The following is a 23,068-nucleotide window of genomic DNA, read 5'->3' as shown; positions in this document are numbered from 1 at the left end:
AAAAGAACGCGGGAAAAAACGCGGCGAGCGCCTGACTGCTGCGCCCGCCGCTGCAGGCTCGCTTTCTCCGTTATCCGTTATCCGATCCGCACGAGGTCACCCGGGACGACAAGATCCGGGTCCTGCCCCGTTGTGGCTGGGGTATATGGATCGCCATCCAGCGCGGACCAGTCGAACTGGCTGTTCATCGGCGGCAGTTTGTCCAGCGCGGCTGCTGTGCGCGCGTCGGATGCTGCGCCTGCGGTGCCGAGCAGCTTGGCGGCATCGGCTGCGCTCAATTGCCAGAGCGTGCCGCCTGGGCCAACGATCGCGTACTGCGGTGAGGTGCCTGTGCCGATCGATGGCAACGCGTGCGGGGCGTTGGCGCGCAGCAGATCACCGCTGACGCCCTGCATGTCGGGCAGCGGGAACGCGGCAATGGGCTGGTTGTCCTGATCCTGCCCGTTGCCGTTGGCCTGCACGTTCGCCACGGCCGGTTTGGCCGCCTGGTTGGGCACGAACAGCTCGATGCCGAAGCGGGTGACTGCCGCCACGCCCAGGATCACGCCGCCCGGCAGCATGGCGTGGCTCGGCAACCGCTGGCCGACCTTGGGCATCAGGTCGCCGGCAATACGCAGCGCGCCCGCACCGAATGCGAGGTCCAATGCCGCCTTGGTGGCGCCCATGGCCGGGCTGTTCGTATGCATGAGCGCGTCGTTCATTGCCAGCGGCACCGAGCCGACCGTGTACAGCGACATCGTGAATGCCTGCGCACGGTTCAACCACGGGCTTGTGTTGGTCGCCTTGTCGTTGAACGTGGCGCCCAGGCGGCCGGCAAAGTTGCGGCTCGACAGCGCCAGGTTGGCACTCAGGAACAGCGCGTTGCTCCAGAACGACGGTGTGTTCAGGTGCGCGCCGTGCGTGGCAAACCAGTAAGCCGTGTTGCCGTTGTTGAGCGCGAGCGTGAGCAGTTGCAGCGTGTCGTTCGCGCGGCCCACGGGGCTCTTGGGCGACAGCAGCTTGCCCGGCGCTCCCTTGAGTGCCAGTAGTGCTTGCACGTCGGGGTCATCCTTGGCTTTCGGGTCGTCGACCTTGGACAGCGCGGCTGTCAGCGCATCGGGGTTGTCCTGGAACCGCGTGACCGCGTCAGCGATGGTTTGACGGTCGCCCTTCGTCACGCCCCAGCGGCGCCCGTGGTCCGACATGTTGGTCTTGAGCCAGGCCAGTGCAGCGTCCGAATCTTCTGTGCCCAGCTTGCCGACCTGGTCGGAGACGGCGCGTGTCTTGTTGGCACGCAACGCCGCGATGCCGCCGCGATACATGAAGGACAGCGGGCTGGTGACGGACGGATCGAATACCGCGTGCGTAGCGGCGCTTCCAGTGAGCGTCGCTGAACTCGCCGCCGTGGAGAATGCCCCCGTGAGCGATCCCGCAAAGATCCAGCGGATCCAAGGCTTGCGCTTGGGTTCGCCGGCACTGGCGGCGCTGTCTGGCGTGGTGGGCGGGGTTCCGTTGCCGTCGTCGCCGGCTTCGCTGGTCTTTGCAGTGATCGGCTCCGTGGTCGACGCGGGCTCTTTGGGTTGCGGGCCATCTGGGCCCGTCGGCCCCTTCGGCTCCGTCGCATGTGCGGCTGTGGGGGGCGGCGCATTGGGCTTCTTGCCTGCCGCCAGGTTGATCATCTGCACGACGGTCTGGTAGGTGTTGCTGTCGTGTCCGCCCACCGTGCCGGTGGCTTGGCCCGTCGCGCCATCGACCGCACCGGCGCTGGCGGTAGCGTTCAGCGCGTCCATGTGCTGCTGATGGGTGGTCAGCAGATCGGTGCGGCCGGCGGCTTCCAGCACCGAAGCCGCGAGACCGTGCGCGCCCCAGTTGGAGTTGGACGCACTCACGTAGTGGTCTGCCGGCACCACGGAACGCGGGTCCACGACCGTGCCATCGGGCAGCGTCACCTGCGCGGCCGTGCGGCGCGTGTTGCCCATGCCGGCTTCATGCCCGCGCGAGCCGACACCGATGGTGGTCACGCCGTCGGTCTTCCAGCCGGCAATGGCGACCTCGTCCAGCGGCACGGTCTGGTCGGTGACGTCGTTGCCGTTCTGGTCGATATAGCGGCCATCGGCATTGCGGCCGTGCACGTTGATGGAGACGATCGTGTCCGGCGACGCCTCATTGATGAGGTCTTGCGCGGTGGTGCGCGCCGGCTCGCCGGGCTCCGCGTTGAACGGGACGATGCTGTAGTCATTGACGGCGGCACCGCGCGCCTGCAAGGCGGCATCGAGCGCCGGCACGGCTTCATGCGGGACCACGTAAACGACATTCTTGCCCGCCGCCTGCATGTCATGCCCGAACACAGCGGCGCCGGCCATGCCATCGGTATCGACTGCGCCGTGGGCGTTGCGGGCGCCGGCCAGTACCAGAATGCGATTGCTGTTCTGTAGCGCGGCGGCCGCCCGGTCAATGCCCAAGGGGTTTTCAATGCGGGCCGAGTCGCCGGTGAACAGCGCCTGCACGGCATTGGTGATGGGGCTGGGCTCAAGCCGCGGGTTCGAAGGAATCACGCTATCCAGCGTCCTGCCGGGGCCAAACCTGCGCACGCGTTGCACTGGCACATCGGGCCGCTCCATCAGGTTCTGCGCCGACTCGCTCACCGGCCCGGTCTTGCCGGAGGTGACGACATACGGATCGGACGAATACGCCGCGCTGGGCACCTTCCATTCCTGTTGGCCGATGGCATCGAGCACCGCCTTGGCCTGGTACTGCATCGGGTCGACCACGGGAATATCCATGCCGCGCTTCTGCAGCGACGTCACGAGAAACGCCTTCATGGCTGGATAGTGCGTGCAGCACAGCCACAGCGATGTGGTGCGCTCGTCCAGTTCCGACACGTAGAGGTCGGATGCCTCCTGCAGTTCTTTCTTGACCGCCGGATCGTCGCTCTTGTGCTTGAGCTGGTTGACGAAATCCGCAAACTTGTGGGCAGCCACGGCCTGCGGGTGGATGCTGTCGCCGCTCAGCGCGGCCACCTTGTCTTGATAGGCGTGGCTCTTGACGGTGCCGGCGGTGGCGATGACCGCCGGGCGCTCTCCGCCGTGCTCGACGATGGCGCGCGAGGTGACGTCGACCAGATCGATGACAGGCACGTCCACGTTTTCCAGCGCCTTGGGGAAGGCCGTGCACGCCGTGTTGCAGGCCATGGCGACCATGGCGGCCTTCAGGCGTTGCGCTGTTTGCAGGCCGTTGCCCACCAGGCGGATGAGCGCGTCCGGGCTCTTGGGGCCATAGGGCGCGTTGGCGTGGTCGACCACGATGGCCACAGGCAGGTCTTCGCCGGTTTGCGCCTTGATGGTCGCCAGCATGTTCTTGGCGGCGATCAGTCCGCCGTTGCTGGAATCGAATGCGGCAAACGTAAACGGCTCGGTGGGCGTGGCCTCGTCGAAGGTCTTGTCCCTGGGCATGTGGTTCATCGCTTCGCGCAGCAGCACGAGCATGCCCTGATGCACCTGTGAGGAGAAACCGTCGACGCTGGCTTCGCTCTTGCGGCTGACACCGTCCACCGCCCCGGCATCGACTGAAGCCTTGATGGCTGCGTGCAGTTCTTCCGGCGTGGTCATGAGGTCCATGCGGCCCATCCGGTGCAGCATGTTGGCCAGGATGGCCTGCGCGCCAAAGTTGGAGTTCCATGCGGTCACGGGATGGTCCACCGGCACGGTCGATGCAAAATCGATCGTGGTGTTGTCGGCCAGCGTGACGGGCGGGATATTGCTGCGCAGGCTGCCCATGCCTGCCTCGTTGCCACCATCGCCCACGCCTACCGTGATGATCCCCTTGCGCTTGTTGGCCTCAAGCACGATCTGGTCCTTCGGGGCATTCACTTCCGCCACGGAGATGCCGCGCATGTTCAGGTAATCGCCGTCGGCATTGCGGGCCGGCAGTTCAATGGCGACGACGGCATCGGGCTGCACGCGGTCAAGCAGTTCGTTGGCGGCATCGCGAGCGGGCTGTCCGCGCTTGGCATCGAACGGCTCCAGCTTGATGAGGTGCCCGCCATCGAAGCTTGCCAGCACCGATTGCACGACCGGCATGTTGGCCGAATCGGTGGCGATGGTCATGTCGCGGCCGGCCAACGCGAGCTTGGCTGCCATTTCAGCGGTGCCGACGGGGCCGTCCGTTTCGGGCAGCGCGCGGCCGGAGACCGGATCCCGCCCAACGGTGAAGCCCGTCACCAGCAGAATGCGCTGGCTGTCTTTCAGCGCGGCGGCTGCGTCTTCCGTGCCGCCCTTGACGAAGAACTTGCGGATGCCGCGATCCACGAAAAGCGCCTGGATGCGGTCCACCGGCGACATGATCCGATCGGCCGTGCGCCCGAATACCGACGACTTGCCGCGATAGAGCTGCATGCGCTGGCGCCAGCTCATGCGTACCGGGTCTTTGATGTTGGCGGTGTCGTGTGCGAATTCGGCCTTGCTGAGGATGAGCCGCCGCTGCTCGTCGCTCATCTCGGCAAGCTTGGCGGCCAGCCGGCGCACGCCGATGCCGCGCGGGTGACGGCCGATGGTGGTGCCGTCGGTGCGGTAGTTCTCGGCGTCGAGCAGCAGGTCGGCATGCTGCGACAGCGCGTTCTGGGTGGCGGCGTCGAGTGCCTTTTGCGTGTCGGTAAAACCCGTGAGCGTGACTTCCGGGTTGGCCAGGTCGTCCAGTGCACCCGGCAGCGGCCGCGAGGGGCGGGCAGGGCCCGTGTTGGTCGGGTTGCCTTCGTCGCCCGGTGTGCCGGTCTTGCCGGGTTCGGTGGCCGGATCGCCTGCAGCCTTGGGCTTGCCCGTAGCCGGGTCGATCGGGTCGGTGCCGGGCTTGCCGTCGTTTCCATCGTTTCCGTCGTTACCGGGTGTGGTGCCGCCTCGCTCCGGGGTCTTGTTGCCGGCTTGCAGGATGACCGGCTCGGTGGTCGGGTCGGTTGTGGGGCGCCCAGCACTGGCCGGATCATTGGCCGCCACCGTGGTGGGATCCGGCGCCATCTCGGTGGGCTTGTAGCGGTCGGCGTTGTTCTTCAGTGCGTTGAGCAGTCCGACGCGTTCGGTGCCTTGCGACAGCCCGACACGTTCCAGCATGCGCGTTGCACCCACCTGACCGAGGCCGAGACCGAGGAACATGATGGATTCGGCTTTCTGCTCGCCAGACATCCGGTCGCCATACATCAGCAGGTCCTTGACCTGCGCGCCGGTCATGATCATGCCGCCGCCGCCGGCCACGAGGTCCGAGGCCGAGCGGGTGATCTTGAACAGCCTCGATGCATTGGCCACGTCCGATACGGCGACCAGGCCCTTGCCCGCAAGGCTGTATTCGCCTGCGGCGGACGTGACGATGGCCAACCAGTCGTTCGTTGCTTCCGGATTCAGTGGCGACCACGAGCGGCCGTGGTCGGCCAGCGTGTGGAGGTGGTCGACCGATTCACCAACGATCCAGCCTGTGCCGACCGCCACCATGGCGCCGCCCACAATCGATGCGCCTCCAAACGTGCCAACCGACAGGATCACGCCGCCCACCGCCGTTGCCACACCGGCCACGATGTCGACCACGTGCCGGATCTTCTGTCCCGTGGTGGTGATGTGCGCGCTGAAGTGGTCGACGTCGGGAACGCCGTTGCTGCCGAGCGCCACCGTGCCGGCAAGGTTCTTCGGCACGTAGATGGTGCCGCCGTCGGACAGCGCGTTGTTATGGCGGTAATCGTCGAGGCTGCTGTAGTCCCAGCCGCGATCGTCGATGTAGTGGGGCTTGCCCCCATTCTTGTCGGCTACTTCAAACAACGCCGTCGGCATCACGCCCGCGCTCTTGTCCACGTAGGCGATCGGAATCGCCTTCACGGTCGGATTGTCGCCGCCAGCCTCGTGGATCGCTTTGTCGACCTCGTTGATGACCTTGGTGCTGTTGCCGCTGGTAAACCATGCGGTGCCGGTGTTGCCGCTGCTCTGCGCACCGGCGTTGTCGGCCTGGATCATCAACGCACCGCCGATGTAGTTCTTGAGTTGCGTGTCGGCATCAGCGCCGCTGAAGGTTTGCGCCGTGTCGTTGTAGAGCGGCGTGTCCTTGCCGAACGTGGCCTTGGACATCTGCCCGAAGATGGTCTTGAGCCCGCCGTTCTGGTCGGACTGGAACGTCTTGTAGTCGGCCTCTGCCTGCTTGGCCTGGACTTTCTCGTTGCCGCGGTCAAAGGCGCGTTGCAGCATGTCGGCGTTGGGCAAGTCCTTGCCGTGGTGCTGGATCAGCGCGTTGGTGACCGTGCGCCGTTGCCATCGCCCACGGCGTTCTGCACCGGCACCCACGACGGCATGCTGCCCCCGGAGCCGGAGGTCTGCATGCTGTACAGGAACGACTTGGCGTTGGAGTTGGAGGTCAGCCAGTTGGCCACCTGCTGGGCGTGGTCGGTGCTGGGCTGGTCGCTGGCAAAGCGCGGCGCATCGGCCACTGCGGCGGTCAGGCTGAGGCCGCCGTAGAAGTCGGAGCCGTGGGGCACGAGTCCCGACGTGTCGGGGCCGGCGTTGCTCTGGAACCAGTGCCCGTTGTCGTTGAAGCGGTCCTCAACGGTGGTCAGCAGGTTGCCGGCCACCTCGGGCGGCGCCACCTTGGCGAGGTCCTTCATCCATGTGCCGACGGCGTCGTACTTGACGGTGCTGTCGGCCATCTTGCGGTTGGCGTCCGGGTCGTCGGGGTTGTACTTGTAGACCTGCGTGAGGTCGGTGATCTGCTTGTTGAAGTAGTCGCTGTGCGCGTTGAAGAAGGGCGCGCCGGCCACCTCGTACAGATGCGCGCGTGCGTCGGGGTCGGCACTGGTGACCGACACGTCGTTCATGTTCGTCGACAGGATCTTCAGCGCGCCTTCGGCATCGCCGGACTTCATCTTGGCGGCGACCTGGTCCTTGGTGTACGTCACCCGCACGTCGTAGCTGGCGGCGCCGATCTGCTCGTAGATCTTCTCGGCGTTCGGGTCGTTGGCGTACGGCCGCGCGAGCTGCACGCACGCGAACTGCACGGGGTCGTTGGTGGCGAGCGCCTTGTCCTGCGCCGACAGCGTCGGGTCGTTCGGGTTGATGTGGTTGATCTGGTACTGAATGGCATCGGCCGTGGCGATGTTCCTGGCAAATGCGAGGCTGCCGTCGTCCCAGTCCGGGTGCGCCTTGGCCAGCGCATCGGCGGCGTCGTTGGCGGCCTTCAGGTTGTCGCCGGAGCCGAAGTTTTCGTACGTGGAAAGCTCGCCGCCGAGGGCCGCCTTGAAATCCTGGATGGCCCTGGCCAAGTTGGCCTGCGCCGTGTTGATCGCGTCCTGCTTGTCTTCAGCGATCGTGCGGTTGGTGACCTTGATGTCTTGCGCGTCCTGGAGCTTGTCCTGCGCGTCGAGCACGCCGTCGCGCGCTTCCGAGGCGGTGCGCTGGCTCGGGTCTTGCTTCTCAACCGCGTCTTTTGCGTCGTCGACGATCTTGTCGAGCCATTTGGCATCGGGGTCGCGTTTCTTGATGGCGGCGGCCGCGTCTTCGATGGCCTTCTTTTCGCTGCCGGCCGGTGCCTCGTCGGCCTGCCGGCGCAACTCGTTCTGCACCGAATTGATGACGTCCGACAGCGGCTTGTCGAGCTTGGCCTGCGCGGCCGTGGAGTCGTCGCCGTTGTTGATGTAGTTGTTGACCGCCGTGTTGGCTGTCTGGATGGCTGCGTCCGTCTGGGTCTTGGCGTCGGCCGCGGCTTGTTTCTGCTCGGGGGTGGGCGCAGGCGGCGGGGGCGGCGGGCGGTAGTAGACGATGCGGCCGTTGATCTCATCGATGGCGGGCATGGCGGTCTCCAGCGGCGCCCCATGCGGGGTGGGCCTGATTGAAAACAATCGGGTGATAAAGGCATTCTGGATGCCGGTTGCCAGCGCAGCTATTGGCAAATTACGTAGCGCGGTGCGGGTGTGGATGCGCCCGCGTTGTAGAAACTACGAGGTTCCGTGGCAGTTTTGGCGCGGCATTGGTAAAAACCGCCGAACAGGCGTGCATGCGCGTGCGCAGCAACGGCGCCAGATACAACAACACGAGGGGCAGGGCATGAACCTACGTTTTCTGGAAACCTTTGTCTGGGTGGCGCGGCTGCGCAGTTTTCGCCTGACCGCAGACAAGCTGTTCACCACGCAGGCGTCCATTTCGGCGCGGATTGCCGCGTTGGAAGAAGAACTGGGCGTACGCCTGTTCGACCGCGATACGCGCGGCGTGCAACTCACGCCCGACGGCCACAAGGTGCTGGAATATGCCGACCGCATGGTGAGCACGCTGCACCAATTGCAGGCTGCAGTGGCACAGCGCCCGGGCTTTGAAGGGCGCGTGCGCGTGGGGGCGATGGACAGCGTCATCCATACGTGGCTCTCGCCGCTCGTTGCACGCACGGCCGAGATGTTTCCTGCGCTGGAAATCGAACTCGTGGCCGACAGCGCCATGCACCTCGTCGAGCACTTGCAGAAGGGCGCGCTGGACATTGCCTTCCAGACCGATCTGTTGCGCGCCGAGAGCGTGCGCAACGTGCAGCTCGCGCAGTACCCGATCCACTGGGTGGTGGCCACCAACTCCCGCCTGGCGCACCCGTATGCCAGCCTGGGCGAACTGGCGCGCGAACGGCTCATCACCTTCGTGCGCAACTCGCGGCCGCATCAGGACATGCTCAACCTGTTGCACCTGAGCGGGGTGGAGTCACCGCGCGTGAACTGCGTCAACTCGGTGGCCGCCATGACGCGCCTGGTGGGCGATGGCTTTGGCGTGGGCGCGTTGCCCACCGTTCTGGTGCGCGACCGCATCGAGAGCGGCGCGTTGACGGTGCTCGAAGTGGAGCCGGCGCTACCCGCCTTGCCGATCATCGCGTCGTGGCGGGCGGGGGCGGGGCTTGAGGTGCATGAGGCCATCGTTGGCCTGGCGCGCACGATGGCGCGGGAATTCTGCCTGTCGGTCGGCCCGCGCTACGCCATTGCCGAAGAAGTCGAGCGCAACACGGAAGCGGCCTGAGCCGCCTGAATTACGCAAGCGTGCCGTGGCGGCAGCGTCAGAAAATCGAGCGTCCGGTCAGCGTCGTCAGCCATTCCAGCGCCTGCAACCCGGCGAGCGAGTTGCCGCTGACGTCCAGCCCAGGCGACCACACGCACACGCCAAATTCGCCCGGCAGCACGGCCACGATGCCACCGCCCACACCGCTCTTGGCGGGCAGGCCAACGCGATAGACAAAGTCGCCCGCGGCGTCGTACGTGCCGCAGGTCAGCATCAGTGCGGAGAGGCGCTTGGCGGGGCTGGGGTCGACGATGCGCTCGCCGCTCCACGGCACCACGCCGCCGTTGGCAAGAAACAGCACGGCGCGGGCGAGGTCGGTGCAGTCCATCTCGATGGCGCACTGGCGGCAGTACGCATCGATGACGGTTTCCACCGGCATGTGCAGGTTGCCGAAGCTTTTCATGAAGTGCGCCATCGCACGGTTGCGGTCGGCATGGGCCAGTTCGGATTCGGCCACCCGCCGCACATAGTCGATGCGCGGGTTGTCGACCAGCCGCCGCATGAACTGCACCAGCGCGGTCTCGGCCTGCACGAAGCGCCGGCACAGCACGTCGGTCACGACCAGCGCACCGGCATTGATGAACGGGTTGCGCGGGATGCCGTTCTCGTATTCGAGCTGCACCAGCGAGTTGAATGCATTGCCGGAGGGTTCGCGGCCGACGCGTTGCCAGAGCGTTTCGCCCTCAAGCTGGAAGGCCAGCGTGCAGGCAAACAGCTTGGACACGCTCTGGATCGAGAACGGCACATCCGCCTTGCCCACCGTGTAGACGTCGCCGCGGAGTGTGACGAGGGCCATGCCGAAATCCGTCGCACTGGCGCCGGCCAGCTCGGGGATGTAATCGGCAACCCGCCCCCGGCCGAGGTACGGCTGGATGTCGCGGTGGATGGTGTCCAGGATCGCTTGGTAGTCCATGTCAGGCCAGGAGGGCAAACGGTGGGGCGAGGGATTCTACACGCGGGTGCCGCAGCCGCCTCGGCAATCACCTTTTCCTATCGCCTGTCATCCGAAACTTTCGTTGGACCGGGTTTCATCACGCTTTCACAATCTGCCGCACGAACAACCTTGTGGATGAGCTTGCATGACGACGGCAGTGGAGACAGCCCAGGCAAAGAGAATGCCGGAACAACCGGCGCCAGCACCCGCACCGGCCCGCACGGGTGCCAGCGTGGCCTACGCAAATCCGTATTCCGCCCGCCTGGCGGCGCGCTCGGGCGTGCTGCGCGGCCATACCAGCGGCCTGTGCGATGGCTATGTGCAGGCCAACATCGTGATGCTGCGCGATACGTGGGCCAACGAGTTCCTGCGCTTCTGCCAGCTGAACCCCAAACCGTGCCCGCTGCTGGACGTGACCGAGCCCGGCGTGCCGGTGTTCCGCCATCTGGGCCAGGACGTTGACGTGCGCCGCGACGTACCGCGCTATCGCGTCTACCGCAACGGCGAACTGGCTGATGAGCCGGCCGACGTTGAAGCGCTGTGGACGGACGACATGGTCGCCTTTGCCATCGGCTGCTCGTTCTCGTTCGAGCACGCGTTGATGGAAGCCGGCGTGCCGCTGCGCCATATCGCCATGTCGCGCAACGTGGCGATGTATCGCACCTCGATCGAGACGGTCGGTACATCCCGCCTGGCAGGCAAGCTGGTGGTGTCGATGCGGCCGATGTCGGTGGCCAATGCCATCCGCGCCATTGAAATCACTTCGCGCATGCCACGTGCGCACGGGGCGCCGGTGCACTTTGGCGATCCGGCCGCCATCGGCATTGCAGATATCTCGCAGCCCGATTGGGGCGATGCGGTGCCCGTGCAGCCGGGCGAGGTGCCGGTGTTCTGGGCCTGCGGCGTGACACCCCAGGCCGTGGTGCAACAGGCGCGGCCGGAGCTGTGCATCACGCATGCGCCGGGGCACATGCTGATCACCGACCTGCGCACCGCAGCGCTGGCCTGAACACGCGGTCGCAGGGCCGGAAGAAAGACGGACGGGTAACGGGGTTCCAACTGGCGCACGCAGAGGCGCTGGTTTATAGCAATAAGCGATCAACGCATCGAGACAGCATCAGTAACAAGGAGGAAACACCATGACAACCGAAGCCACGGTTGCGCGAGCGCCCGCCGAGCCGGACGCCTCAGCCGCAGCCAATTCCGGCGGCCTGTTCCGCTGGTACGGAGAGATCTCCGCGCAGGAGCGGCGCACGTTCTGGAGTTGCAAGGTCGGCTACGCGCTCGACGCGATGGACACGCAGATCCTCAGCTTCGTCATCCCCACGTTGATCGGCGTGTGGGGGCTTTCCAAGGCCGATGCGGGATTGATCGGCACGTGCACGTTGCTGGCATCGGCGGCGGGCGGCTGGGTGGCGGGCATCCTGTCGGACCGCATCGGCCGCGTGCGCGCGCTGCAGATCACGATCCTCTGGTTTGCGGTGTTTACCTTCCTCTGCGGCCTCGCGCAGAACTACGAGCAACTGCTGATTGCGCGCACGCTCATGGGCTTCGGCTTTGGCGGCGAGTGGACGGCCGGCGCCGTGCTGATCGGTGAAGCCATTCGCGCGCAGGACCGCGGCAAGGCCGTTGGCATGGTGCAGGCCGGATGGGCGCTCGGGTGGGGCGCGTCGGCATTGCTGTATGCGTGGTTCTTCAGCGTGATGCCGCCTGAGACTGCATGGCGCGCGTTGTTTCTCGTGGGGATCGTGCCGGCGGTGTTCGTGTTCTTCCTGCGCCGGCTGGTGAAAGAGCCCGAGGTGTTTCAGGAAGCGAAGTCACAAGCCGCCGAGCGCACGAGCTTCTTCGCGATTTTCTCGCCACGGCTGTTGAGCACCACGCTGCGTGCCGCCGTGCTGACCACCGGCGCACAAGGCGGCTATTACGCCATCACCACGTGGCTGCCGACATTCCTGAAGACCGAGCGCCATCTGACCGTGCTGGGCACCGGCGGTTATCTGGCCGTGGTGATCATCGGTTCGTACATCGGCTACCTGACCAGCGCGGTGCTGACCGACCGCCTGGGGCGCAAGCGCAACTTCATCCTGTTTGCCGTGGGCTCGATGGTGGTGGCGCTGGCTTACACGCACCTGGAAGTGACCGACAGCATGATGCTGCTGCTCGGCCTGCCGCTGGGCTTCTTTGCGTCGGGCATCTTTGCCGGCATGGGCGCGTTCCTGACCGAGCTGTTCCCGACGGCGGTGCGCGGCTCGGGCCAGGGCTTCTGCTACAACGTCGGCCGGGCGGTGGGTGCGTGCTTCCCGTTCCTGATCGGGCAGGTGAGTGCGCATTCATCACTGGGGCATGCCATCGGCATCTTCGCGGCGGGCGCCTATGGGTTGCTGATCGTGGCGGCGCTCACGCTGCCGGAAACACGCGGCCGGGAACTCGAATCGATTTAACTCCTGTGCTTCCCCCAAAAGTGCACAGCGCGCGGCGTTTGGAAGACGCCGCGCTTTTTTTTTGCCAAATATATATCGGCATACCCCACCAATGGGTGGGAATGATTTAACATTTTTGTGTTTTCATTTGCGTTGCAATTGCGCATGCTTCGGTTGCGTGAAAAACCGAAGAGGAAGCGCCGATTTATTGCCCGATGATTCGCATTCGGGCAAGCACTCAGCCGCAATGCAAGCGCCGGCGCGGCTTCACGGCCAGCGGACAGTGTCAGCAACGCGCGCGATCCTTCATCCTGTTTTCTCTGCGTCTGCCCGTTATTTTGGGAATACCCTAAAGAAGGGGTAATCCTATTCAGCCTTTCTGTTTAAAAAAACGAGGGGTGGCGGCAATGGCGCATTCATTGAGAAAATTGCGGCCTGCACGACGCCTGGTTTCCCCGCCCCCACGGTTGCACAAGAACAAGAAGGAGGCACGGACGAGGCGTCAATCGAATCCCTTCGTCAGTCCTGTGTGCTGTATGCGCGTCTGCGACGCGTATGCCGTGCTTCTTCTATCCGGTTATGAAAATTCTGTCCGTCTTCGGCACGCGGCCCGAAGCGATCAAGATGGCGCCCCTCGTCAAGGCGCTGGCTGAGCAGTCGGCCATGGAGTCCGTCGTGTGCGTGACGGGGCAGCACAAGCAGATGCTGCAGCAGGTGCTGGACCTGTTCGGCATCACGCCGCAGTACGACCTGGAACTGATGACGCAGAACCAGACGCTGAACGGACTGAGCGCGCGCCTGCTCACGGCTTTTGACGACGTGCTGGAAACGGTGCGGCCCGATCGCATCCTCGTACATGGCGACACGACCACCGCAATGATGTCGGCCATGGCGGCGTTCCACCGCCGCATTCCCATCGGCCATGTGGAAGCCGGCCTGCGCACGGGCGACCTCTACCAGCCGTGGCCGGAAGAGATGAACCGCCGCACCATCGACGTGTGTGCCGATCTGCTGTTCGCCCCGACCGATTCGTCGCGCCGCAACCTGCAGGCGGAAAACCTGGGCGGCCGCATTGTGGTGACGGGCAATACCGTGATCGACGCGCTGCTGCAGACCACGCAGCGCATCGTGACGGACGACGCCTTCCGCGCCGAACTGGATGCGCATTTCCCGTTTCTGAACGACGAACGCAAGGTCCTGCTCGTGACGGGCCACCGCCGCGAGAACTTCGGTTCCGGCTTCGCCAACATCTGCGATGCGCTGGCCACGCTGGCGCGCCGCGACGATATCCAGATCGTCTACCCCATCCACCTGAACCCGAACGTGCGCGGGCCCGTGCAGACCGCGCTGGCAGGCCTGCGAACGTGCATCTGATCGAGCCGCTGGACTACGCGCGCTTCGTGCGCTTGATGCAGCGCGCCCACGTGATCCTCACGGACTCGGGCGGCGTGCAGGAAGAAGCGCCGTCGCTGGGCAAGCCGGTGCTCGTCATGCGCAATGTGACGGAGCGCCCCGAGGCCGTGCAGGCCGGCACCGTGCGCCTGGTCGGCACGGAGGTGGACAGCATCGTCGGTGCCGTGAGCCACCTGTACGACAACGACGACGCCTGGCGCGCGTTCTCGCAGCGCCTGAACCCATACGGCGACGGGCTCGCCTCGCAGCGCATCGTGGACGCCTTGGGCGGTGCGCATGTCCAGGAGTTTCTGGGCGAAGAACTTCAAGCGGCCTGACGGCGGAAGGCAACGAAGACCATGTCCACGCTTGCGATCGATATCCTGCTGGTGCTCGCGTTCTGCATCATCACGCTGCTCGTCGTCTACACGGCGCGGCACTACCTGTTCACGTTGAACCGGCTGTTCGGCCGTCAGCGTCAGCCGTATCTCGACATCGAACAGGGCGCGTGGCCGAGCGTGGTCGTCTGCGTGGCGGCGCACAACGAAGAGCGCGTGATTGCCGACTGCCTCAACGCGCTGCTGCTGGTGGACTACCCGCGCGACAAGCTGACCATCATGCCGGTCAACGATCGCTCCAAGGACCGCACGCGCGAGATCATCGACGAGATTGCGGCGCGCAACCCCGGCCGCTTCCAGCTGTTCCACCGCACCGAAGGCCGGCCCGGCAAGGCGGCGGCGTTGCGCGATGCCACGCAGTTGATCGACGCCGAGATCATGATCGTCTTCGACGCCGACTACCTGCCGGCGCGCGGCCTCATCAAGCAGCTCGTGGCGCCGTTCTTTGACCCGGAAGTGGGCGCCATCATGGGCCGCGTGGTGCCCGTGAATGCCGGCGCCAACCTGCTGACGCGCCTGCTTGATCTGGAGCGTGCCGGCGGCTACCAGGTTGACCAGACCGCCCGCATGAACCTCGGGCTGGTGCCGCAGTACGGCGGCACCGTGGGCGGTATCCGCCGCCGTGCGCTGGACGACATCGGCGGCTGGAACATCGACACGCTGGCCGAAGACACCGACGTGACGTTCCGCCTGCTGCAGCACGGTTGGAAGACGGTCTACCAGAACCGCTCCGAGTGCTACGAAGAGGTGCCTGAAGTATGGCCGGTGCGGCTCAAGCAGATCAGCCGCTGGTCGCGCGGGCACAACCAGGTGATGGTGAACAACATCCGCAAGCTGCTGGCCAACGATCGCATCAGCCGGCTGGAACGGCTGGACGGCGCATTGCTGCTGCTGATCTTCGTCATGCCGATGGTGCAGCTGGCCGGCTGGGTGGTGGCCGTCATCCTGTTCTATGCGGCGGCGCAGTCGATCGTCTCGGGCTGGGTGCTGCTGGCCGCGCTGCTGTGCTACGGCGGGCTCGGCACGAATGCGGCCTTCTTCGAGATCGCGGCGGCCACCTACCTGGACGGCCATCGCAACCGCATCCGCCTGTTGCCGCTGAACCTGTTTGGCTTCCTGGTCAGCATGATGACGATCGCACGTGCTGGCGTGACGCAGGTGATCGACGCCGTGAAGAAGCGCGAGCTGGTGTGGGACAAGACCGAGCGCTTCCGCACGGAAGCCGCGGGCGTGGTCAACATCATGGCCGGCGACGTGCCGGTGCCCACGGGCACGGAGCGCACATGATCGGAAGCATGCTGCTGCTGAGCGGCTCGGTCGCGGGGCTGCTGGTGCTGCCGTTCCTGCCGGCGTTGTCGGAGTGGCTGCGCCCGACCGACTCCGCGCCGCTGCCGATGCGGCGTGACCAGCCGAACAATCTCACCTTCTTTGCCAACAGTTTCCGCCGCCGGCTGCAAGAGCAGTACGGCGTGGATGTCGAAGCCATGCGGGCCGCAGGCGCCGCCTACCAGGTGCCCGTGAGCGCACAACTGAGCGTGGGGCGCGACCCGCGCGGCCGCCCCGCAGTCGAGCAATCGGGGCTGGCGCGCATGCTCGACAAGGTGAACCACATCGTCGTGTTCCGTGGCAACGCGTGGCTGGGCCCGCGCAGCCGCGTGCGCGCCGACTTGTATGTCGAGCAGGATGTCGAAGTCGAGCGCGACACCCGCTTGCGAGCCTGCCTGGCCGAAGGCGATATCGAACTCGGCGAGAACGTGGTGGTGCAGCGCTGGGTGCATGGCCGCAATGTGCGGCTGCTGCCGAATGTGCGTGTCGAAGGCCGCGTCACGGCGGAGGAGCGCATCGTGATGGCCGCCCCGGCGCGCTTCGAGCGCGCGGGCGCCGGTGAGGTGATGTTTGGCGACGTGCGCAGCGCAGCGCAGCCGGTCGGATTGCCGAAGCCGGCCACGGAGCGGCGCGTACTGGACGGCGATGCCACGCTCGCGGCCAACGAGGCAACCGATTGCGACTACGTGGTGCGCGGCGATTGCCGCGTCGCGGGTGGCATGGTGCTCCAGGGCAGCATCAAGACGCACGGGCACCTGCGCACGGGCGACGGCGTGCGCATCGCGGGCACGCTATCGGCGCGCAAGAACCTGGAAATCGGTGCGGGCAGCGCGGTGCTGGGCCCGCTCATCGGCTTTGAAAACATCGTGCTCGGGCCGAACTGCCGCATCGGCCGCCCCGATGCACCGACCACGCTCGTCTGCAACCGCCTGTTCGTCTCGCCGGGCTGCGTCGTGCACGGCGTGATTACCGCGCACGAGTTCGCGCGCGTGGAAGGGTAAGGAGGCACGCATGGTCACGTTCTGGCGCGCTTGCGTTCGTCGCTGTGGCGCGGTGCTGGCCGGGCTTGCCCTGTCGACTGCTGCGCACGGTGCCACGATGTTTGAAGACTTCACTACGCCCGACGGCGCCATGACCGTCTTCGCCCAAGGCGATTACGTGGAGCCCTACGTTGCGATCGAAGCCCTGCTGGTCGCCCACCGCCTCGGTGTCGACGTGCAGGCGCCGGCGGTGGGGCTCGCCAATTGGCTGCTGCCCTATCAACAGGCCAATGGCACGTTCCCGCGCATCTGCCGCAGCGGCACGGACGGGTGGCGAGCATGCGGCCACGCCGATGCGGATGACTCGCAAGCCGTGTTCTGGTGCCTGCTCGTCAACGAGATCCTGCATGGCCCGCCGCAGCTGCTGGCCAGCTGCGGGCTGTCGCTGGCCCACCTCGCCACGCTGTGGGACCCGAAGCGCACCACGTTCCAGGCATTTGCCGATCGGCCCGAAGCCTACTTTGCCGACAACGTGGAAGTGGCCGGCGCGCTCAAGCGCCTGCGTGCCGACCCCAAGGCCGCGTTGCACTACACGCTGGAACTGGCCGCGCTGCCGTCGCACAAGCAGATGATGGACGGCCTCGCCCATGCCTACGGTTACCAACTGAACGGCGCGCTCGACCCGGCACGCGTGAGCCTGCCGCCCACGCCGTACGGCTTCTACCCGACGGCGGTTGCGCCGGTGTATCCGTGGGTGCATGACCTGGAGACCGGCTCCGCCGCCCGGCGCAAGTGGGCGGTGTGGATGTTCCGCCATGGGCAGACGTGGCTGTCGGGCAAGGCAGACCCGTTCCCCTGGGGCCTGATCGCCTGGGCGGCCTATAGGCTGGGCGATGCGCCGACCGCGCAGAAGTGGCTGCAGGCCGCGCCGCAATGGCGCGCAGCCGGCCGCTGGAACTTGATGGAAGAGGGCGCGCTGATCGGGCTCTCGCATGCACTGGCCGTTTCCCAATGAGCACACCTTCCAAGCGCATCGACTGGCGCAAATACCTGACCAGTCTGCTGATCCTGATCGCCTTTGCCGCCTGCGCGCTGCTGCTGGCGCGCAACCTCAGTGCCGGCCCCGGCCGCCCGCAGACCGACGACATCGTGCTGGTGGTGCCCGACAACCTCGGACAAGACAACCGCATCTACGTGCAGGCCTGGGAAGACGCAGCGCTGGAAGAGGGCGTGCGCCTGCGCACCATGTCGGCATCGGATTTCGTGCGCCATGGGTTGAATGGTGAGCGCGTGTTTGCCGGCGTGATCCTGCCCGACACCGTGCACCGTTCGATGACGACCGCGCTGGTCAACCAGATCAGCCAGTTCGTGCAGGACGGCGGCGCGCTGATGCAGGTGTATGACGCCGGCATCCTCAACGAAAAGGGCTTCTACGAGGATGGCGCGTCGCGCCTGTCGACACTGGCCGGCGTGCAATACGGTTTCTATTCGACGCTGCGCGAAAAGATGGCCAGCCAGGCGACCGTCTACGGCCAGCCCGATGCGATGGTCGATCTGCATATTCCACCGGGGCGCTGGATCGTGTCGAATGGGCGTGCGGTGCTGTCGGGCTACGGGCAAGACATGCTGCAGTACCCGACCCTGCGCACGCACGGCGACTACGCAGGCAAGGTGCTGCTGCGCTCCGAAGACAACTCGGTCATTGCCGGCGAGCGCACCGTGGGCAAAGGCCACGTGCTGTTCGTCAACCTGCCGCTGACGTATCTCAAGCTGCGCACCGACGGCGTGCTGATGCACGGCTTCCTGAGCTACTTTGCCAGCCACGTATTGGAGCAGCCGCGCCTGTCGCCGGCGCCGCAGGGCGTGGGTGGCCTGGTGCTGAACTGGCACTGCGATGCGCGCATCTGCATTGACGCCACCGACAAGCTGATCGAAGACGGCGTCTTCAAGCGCGGCCCGTTCAGCTTCCACATCACCGCCGGCCCCGACCAGCGCCAGTTTGGCGACGGGCTGGGCGTGAACCTGGCCCACAACCCCGCGTTTGCGGAGGTCGTGCACGGCCTGATGAAGCAAGGGCACGAGGTGGGCAGCCACGGCGGCTGGATTCACGACTGGTTCGGCCTGAACGTGACCGAAGACAACCAGGCCACCATGGAGACCTATCTGCAGAAGAACGCAGACGCCATAGAGGCACTGACCGGCAAGCCGCAGACCGAGTATTCCGCCCCCACCGGCAACCAGCCCGAGTGGGCGACGCGCTGGCTGGACGAGCACAACGTCAAGGGCTACTACTTCACCGGCAACATCGGCCAGGGCCCGACGCGCACGTATCGCAACGGCCGGCGCGACGCGCACATCTGGTCGTTCCCGGTGCAGACGTACGGGCAGTACGCGACCATTGAAGAAGCCGACATGGCGCACATTCCGGAAGCGGAGATTGCGGCGTGGCTGACCTCGCTGGTGAAGTTCACCACCGACTCCGGCGAGATCCGCCTGATCTATTTCCACCCGCCGGGCGCCGTGCGCTACCTGCACGCCATTGACGCCCTGATGGAAGCCGCCGATGCGCAAGAGGCACGCAAGCGCTTCCGCTGGCACACCATCACACAGATGGCCGACTTTGCCGAGCGCCGCGAGAAGACCGTGTGGCAGACCACATCGGAGCGCGGCGACGTGCGTGTGACTGCAGAAAACCCGGACACCCTGAACGAGCTGACGTGGCTGTTTTCGGCCGACCGTTATGCCGAGCCGCGCGTCGAGGCCGGGCAGGCCAGTGTGGTGCGGGAAGGCAACAACTGGCGCGTGGTGGCTGGCGCGGGCAGCAAGCTGACGATTGCGGCCAAGCTGAAGACCGGCACCTGAGCACAAGACACAAGACACAACACGACAAGCAGAGCGGGCCGCCGCCACGCAACAAAAAAAGGCCGGCGCCCGCATCGACAACAGACGGGGAAATACAGCGTGGATCGAACTCCAATTGCGTGGATGGTGGCGGCTGCCTGCGGCATGACGGCGCCGCCGGCATGGGCACAGGCCGCCGCGGCCAAGCCCGCCGAAGACGCGCAACCGACACAAGTGGCCGAAGCCATGCAACCGGCCGAGCCGGCGACACCGCAAGAAGCGGCAACGGATCCAGAGCAACCGGCTGCACCGGAAGGCGCCGCGCCGCCGGCAGACGCAACGGCGTTGGCCGCAACGCCCGTGCCGACGCCGGGTGCCACCGCGCCCACCGTGCCGGAGCCGCTGCCCGAACCCTACGCCCCGGAGCGCGCCGCCATCGAAGCCGTGCTCGACACCGGCCATATGAGCGACGGCTTTGGTGGCGCCACCGCCGTGGCCCTGCGCGGCATGATGGTCACGTCGTACGGCATTTGGCAGGCCGAGCTGGACCGGCAGAGCCGCTTTGGCTTTGCGGGCCAGTACGGCGCGCTCTCGCTCACGCGCGATCTGTCGGAGGATTATTACGTCCTCGTCGGGGCGGGCACGGGCAACAGCGAGTTGTTCTCGAAGTGGCGTGTGGATGTGGCGGGCTATCGCAAGTTCGGCCCCGACCGCCGTTTCGTGGCCGGCATCGGCGCCTACTACGCGCAGGGCCAGGACAGCGTGCGCAATGACCAGGGGCTGGTGCTCAGCACGCTGGCGTATTTCCCGTCGGTGGTGCTGGAGGGCGGCCTGCGTTTCAACCGGGCCAATCCGGGCATGGTGTTCGGCCCGAGCCAGTACATTGCGGCCACGATCGGCAACGACGAAAAGCGCGCGCTCGTCCTGCGCGTCGAACACGCCCGCGAGGCCTACCAGGTGCTGACCACCGGCACCGAGCGCGCAGACTACAACAGCATGAGCTACGCCATCCAGTGGCGCGAGCGTGTCGCGCGTGACCTGCTGCTCATCATCGGCGCGCAGTACTACCACAACCCCTTCTACAACCGCACCTACGGTGAGATCGGCTTCCGCTGGAGCTTCCGATGAACGCCAAGCCCGTCGATGAGGGGCCCACCGACAGCCTGCCCACCAGGCGCCGGCTGCGCGGGCACGAGCCCAAACGCGTGATCGGCTATCGCGGCGATCGCATCGTCATGCACCGCGCGATGCGGCGCCTGTCGTTTCCGCTCTGGCGCTGGATCGATGTGCTCGGCATTCCGCTGGCGCTCACGGCCGGCTACTGGGCGCTGTGGCCAACCATTGCCGGGCTGTGGGAACGCATCATCAGTTTCTGGAGCGTCGCCCTGGAGGGGCAGGTGCGGCTGGCGGCCGTGAAGGCGCTGGTGCCGGGCTTCGGCGCGATTCCGTATCCGCACAGCGACGCCGCGTTGCCCACCGCCGTGCAATGGCTGGTCGGGATGATCGTCACGCTCGCGTTGCTGTTCGGCACGCGTTTCATCGGCGGCCGCGCGTTGCCGCTGGCGTACTGGCTGCGCTTTATTGGCGTGGTGCAGGCGAGCGCCCAGTTCTACTTCTTCATGTGGCCGGCGAGCTTTCCGTATGACGGCGGCGGGTCGATCGGCTCGCTCACGCAGGCGTCGGTGGTGGTGGTGTTGATCACGCCGTGGCTCTACGCGCTGATCTACAACGTGCTGGACTTCGGCCTGATCCGCAAGCTGGTGTTGTCCATCATGGGCATGGCGTATCTGACGGTCTTCATTCCGTTTCAGTACACGCTCGCATCGGTGGTGCTGCTCAAAGGGTCGATGCTGTGGTACCCGCAGATCTTTCTGCTGTGGGCGGTGTTCCTGCAGTTCGGCACGCTGGTCGGCTTCTATGCATGGGCGATGAGCTGGAACGCGCGCGGGGCGGGTGGGCAGCGTCTCTCGTAGGCGCACCGCCAGCCTGCGAGGTGCCGTCGCGCGTCGCAGGCAGGGGGCTTCGTCGGCCAACGTGGCCTGCGTACCCGCAAGAGCATGAGGCCCGTACGCTGGAGCGCGAGCCTGGAACGGTCGATCACGAGCGTCGACGGCTCGAACGTGATCCTCCAACCGTCGAGGTCGACCCTCCGAGGGCCGAACGCGAGCCTCAAACACTCACCTTCCACAGTCAGAGGTCGAAATTTTCGAGCTCGGACAGCCACCTTCCAGCCTCCGACCGTCGCGCATGAGCCTCAGAGGGCCAACGTTGACGGTTTGAGGGTGGCGCTCGGGCCTCGGAGGTCCGATGTATCGGATGTTTTTGGGCCGCGTTCGGGCCTCCGAGGGTCGTGCGCCACTGTTTGAGGGTCGCACGCCGCTCTCGGACTGTGGACATCGGATGTTTGGGACGGATGCACGCACCGAAAACTGTGGCGCTCCGCGGTCTGCGGGCCAAGGGCGGTGCGTCAAGGGTGACGTCCGCTTCGGCAAGGTTCGATTGCCGCGCGCTGTGAAGCGGAATCCGCAATATGCGCACCGCTGTTGAAGCCCCGAGCCTCGTGCATGGAATCAGGGCGTGGAAGAAGCGTCCGCCGCTGCAATCGGCCCAGTTCACTCAAGCAAAGGAAAAAAACGCGGCCGAAGCCGCGCAGATCTCGCTTTCCAGAGAGAGAGGGAGCAATGCCTGGTTATTGTTGCGCCACCGTTGCGGGCTGGGCCGCGTTGGTCGTGTTGGCGGCGTTGGCCGGTGCGGCCGGCGGCAGATCACCCCAGCCGCCGCCCAGCGCCTTGATGAGCCCCACCGTGGAGTTCACGCGGCTGCCGGCCAGTTGCACGCCGATGCGTTCGGCGGACAGCATGTTGCGCTCGGCATCGATCACGTCCAGGTAGTTGACCGAGCCCGCGTTGTAGCGCGTGCGGGACAGCTGCGCAGCGCGCGTGGAAGCGCGCACGGCGTCGTCCTGGGCCTTGGCCTGATCGGCCAGCAGGCGCAGTTCCGAGAGGTTGTCTTCCACCTCGCGGAAGGCGACGAGCACGCTTTCGCGGTAGTTGGCAACGTTCTCTTCATACGCGGCGCGCGCCTGCTTCACGCCGGCGCTGCGGGCGCCACCGTCGAAGATCGGCAGCGACAGCGCCGTGCCCACCAGCGGCCCGAGAATCCACGTGCGGCTGCCCCACTTGAGCAGGTCACCGATGTCGTGCGACTCGTAGCCGAAGCCGCCCGTCAGCTGCAGTTGCGGGAAGAACGCCGCACGCGCCACGCCGATGCGCGCGTTGGCCGCAGCCATCGAGCGTTCGGCGGCGGCCACGTCGGGGCGGCGCTCCAGAAGGGCGGAGGGCAGGCCTGCCGGCACACGCACATCCAGCGCGGTGAGCGGTTGTGCGTCCATGTTGAAATCAGCCGGCGCCTTGCCCAGCAGCGTCGCGAGGGCGTGCTCGAGCACCGCGCGACGGCGCTGTACGCCGATGCGGTCGGAGCGTGCCGTGGCCAGTTCGGCATCGGCGCGGGCGACGTCCAGTTCGCCGATGTCGCCGGTGTTGAAGCGGCGCTGCACGAGTTTGAGCGCTTCTTCACGGCCGACCAGCGTGCGGGACAGCAACGCCTCTTCCGCATCCAGCGTGCGCAGGCTGAAGTACGTCTGCGCCACGTCGGCCTGCAAGGTCAGCCGTGCGGCACGGTACAGCGCTTCGACGCGCTCGGCGTCGGCACCGGCGGCATCGATGTTGTTGCGCACGCGGCCGAACAG

At 66.1% G+C, this 23,068-nt stretch carries 13 protein-coding genes and 1 pseudogene; 10 read left to right on the top strand and 4 right to left on the bottom strand.

Features of this window, described 5'->3' with window-relative positions; genetic code table 11:
* Window positions 1–77: 77 nt before the first annotated feature.
* Together FUT88_RS22290 and FUT88_RS22285 are read right to left on the bottom strand one after the other, a co-directional pair.
* Window positions 78–6,293 carry a glutamate cyclase domain-containing protein gene (locus FUT88_RS22290; RefSeq protein WP_147218465.1) on the bottom strand — a complete coding sequence of 2,072 codons (6,216 nt, stop codon included), beginning with the start codon at window positions 6,291–6,293 and terminating at the stop codon, window positions 78–80.
* Window positions 6,233–7,792, bottom strand: a complete 1,560-nt coding sequence (locus FUT88_RS22285) for a hypothetical protein (protein ID WP_147218463.1) — start codon at window positions 7,790–7,792, stop codon at window positions 6,233–6,235. Before FUT88_RS22285 ends, FUT88_RS22290 begins: the two co-directional genes overlap by 61 nt.
* 253 nt (window positions 7,793–8,045) lie before the next feature.
* On the opposite strand from FUT88_RS22285, the gene FUT88_RS22280 reads away from it, so the two are divergent.
* Window positions 8,046–8,990 (top strand): LysR family transcriptional regulator, encoded by a 945-nt coding sequence (locus FUT88_RS22280; protein ID WP_147218461.1) that lies wholly within the window; start codon window positions 8,046–8,048, stop codon window positions 8,988–8,990.
* 37 nt (window positions 8,991–9,027) lie between these two features.
* On the opposite strand, the gene FUT88_RS22275 is transcribed toward FUT88_RS22280, so the two are convergent.
* The gene (locus FUT88_RS22275; RefSeq protein WP_147218459.1) at window positions 9,028–9,942 is read right to left on the bottom strand and encodes a glutaminase; all 915 of its coding nucleotides are present in this window, start codon (window positions 9,940–9,942) and stop codon (window positions 9,028–9,030) included.
* Between the two features lie 202 nt (window positions 9,943–10,144).
* On the opposite strand from FUT88_RS22275, the gene FUT88_RS22270 reads away from it, so the two are divergent.
* The 9 genes and pseudogenes from FUT88_RS22270 (at window position 10,145) to FUT88_RS22230 (ending at window position 21,293) form a co-directional block, all read left to right on the top strand.
* The gene (locus FUT88_RS22270) at window positions 10,145–10,972 is read left to right on the top strand and encodes a putative hydro-lyase (protein ID WP_147218458.1); all 828 of its coding nucleotides are present in this window, start codon (window positions 10,145–10,147) and stop codon (window positions 10,970–10,972) included.
* 130 nt (window positions 10,973–11,102) lie between these two features.
* Window positions 11,103–12,404: an MFS transporter gene (locus FUT88_RS22265; protein WP_147218456.1), complete on the top strand. Its 1,302-nt coding sequence runs from the start codon at window positions 11,103–11,105 to the stop codon at window positions 12,402–12,404.
* 558 nt (window positions 12,405–12,962) lie between these two features.
* A pseudogene (wecB, locus tag FUT88_RS22260) lies at window positions 12,963–14,113 on the top strand (non-hydrolyzing UDP-N-acetylglucosamine 2-epimerase).
* Between the two features lie 21 nt (window positions 14,114–14,134).
* On the top strand, window positions 14,135–15,460 hold the full coding sequence (locus tag FUT88_RS22255) for a glycosyltransferase family 2 protein (protein ID WP_147218454.1): 1,326 nt from the start codon (window positions 14,135–14,137) through the stop codon (window positions 15,458–15,460).
* Window positions 15,457–16,500: a hypothetical protein gene (locus tag FUT88_RS22250; protein WP_147218452.1), complete on the top strand. Its 1,044-nt coding sequence runs from the start codon at window positions 15,457–15,459 to the stop codon at window positions 16,498–16,500. The genes FUT88_RS22255 and FUT88_RS22250 overlap by 4 nt, the downstream gene beginning before the upstream one ends.
* A 10-nt stretch (window positions 16,501–16,510) precedes the next feature.
* Window positions 16,511–17,494, top strand: a complete 984-nt coding sequence (locus FUT88_RS22245) for a hypothetical protein (protein ID WP_147218450.1) — start codon at window positions 16,511–16,513, stop codon at window positions 17,492–17,494.
* Window positions 17,491–19,341, top strand: a complete 1,851-nt coding sequence (locus FUT88_RS22240) for a polysaccharide deacetylase family protein (RefSeq protein ID WP_147218448.1) — start codon at window positions 17,491–17,493, stop codon at window positions 19,339–19,341. The genes FUT88_RS22245 and FUT88_RS22240 overlap by 4 nt, the downstream gene beginning before the upstream one ends.
* A 99-nt stretch (window positions 19,342–19,440) precedes the next feature.
* The gene (locus FUT88_RS22235) at window positions 19,441–20,448 is read left to right on the top strand and encodes a YaiO family outer membrane beta-barrel protein (RefSeq protein WP_261797260.1); all 1,008 of its coding nucleotides are present in this window, start codon (window positions 19,441–19,443) and stop codon (window positions 20,446–20,448) included.
* Entirely contained in the window at window positions 20,445–21,293 is an 849-nt protein-coding gene (locus FUT88_RS22230; RefSeq protein WP_147218446.1) for a hypothetical protein, read from the top strand. The genes FUT88_RS22235 and FUT88_RS22230 overlap by 4 nt, the downstream gene beginning before the upstream one ends.
* A gap of 716 nt (window positions 21,294–22,009) precedes the next feature.
* Here the strand turns inward: FUT88_RS22230 and FUT88_RS22225 are convergent.
* Window positions 22,010–23,068: efflux transporter outer membrane subunit (locus FUT88_RS22225; RefSeq protein ID WP_147218444.1), on the bottom strand; the 1,059-nt coding region annotated here is incomplete at its 5' end.

It is taken from the genome of Ralstonia sp. TCR112, from assembly GCF_007997035.1.
In the GTDB taxonomy this organism is placed as follows: Bacteria; Pseudomonadota; Gammaproteobacteria; order Burkholderiales; family Burkholderiaceae; genus Ralstonia; species Ralstonia edaphi.
This window is presented reverse-complemented; position numbering and strand designations above follow the sequence as displayed.

Coding starts and splice junctions, on each gene's coding strand:
- FUT88_RS22285 (WP_147218463.1), bottom strand. CDS start 7,792: ATGCCCGCCATCGATGAGATCAACGGCCGCATCGTCTACTACCGCCCG.
- FUT88_RS22280 (WP_147218461.1), top strand. CDS start 8,046: ATGAACCTACGTTTTCTGGAAACCTTTGTCTGGGTGGCGCGGCTGCGC.
- FUT88_RS22275 (WP_147218459.1), bottom strand. CDS start 9,942: ATGGACTACCAAGCGATCCTGGACACCATCCACCGCGACATCCAGCCG.
- FUT88_RS22270 (WP_147218458.1), top strand. CDS start 10,145: ATGCCGGAACAACCGGCGCCAGCACCCGCACCGGCCCGCACGGGTGCC.
- FUT88_RS22265 (WP_147218456.1), top strand. CDS start 11,103: ATGACAACCGAAGCCACGGTTGCGCGAGCGCCCGCCGAGCCGGACGCC.
- FUT88_RS22255 (WP_147218454.1), top strand. CDS start 14,135: ATGTCCACGCTTGCGATCGATATCCTGCTGGTGCTCGCGTTCTGCATC.
- FUT88_RS22250 (WP_147218452.1), top strand. CDS start 15,457: ATGATCGGAAGCATGCTGCTGCTGAGCGGCTCGGTCGCGGGGCTGCTG.
- FUT88_RS22245 (WP_147218450.1), top strand. CDS start 16,511: ATGGTCACGTTCTGGCGCGCTTGCGTTCGTCGCTGTGGCGCGGTGCTG.
- FUT88_RS22240 (WP_147218448.1), top strand. CDS start 17,491: ATGAGCACACCTTCCAAGCGCATCGACTGGCGCAAATACCTGACCAGT.
- FUT88_RS22230 (WP_147218446.1), top strand. CDS start 20,445: ATGAACGCCAAGCCCGTCGATGAGGGGCCCACCGACAGCCTGCCCACC.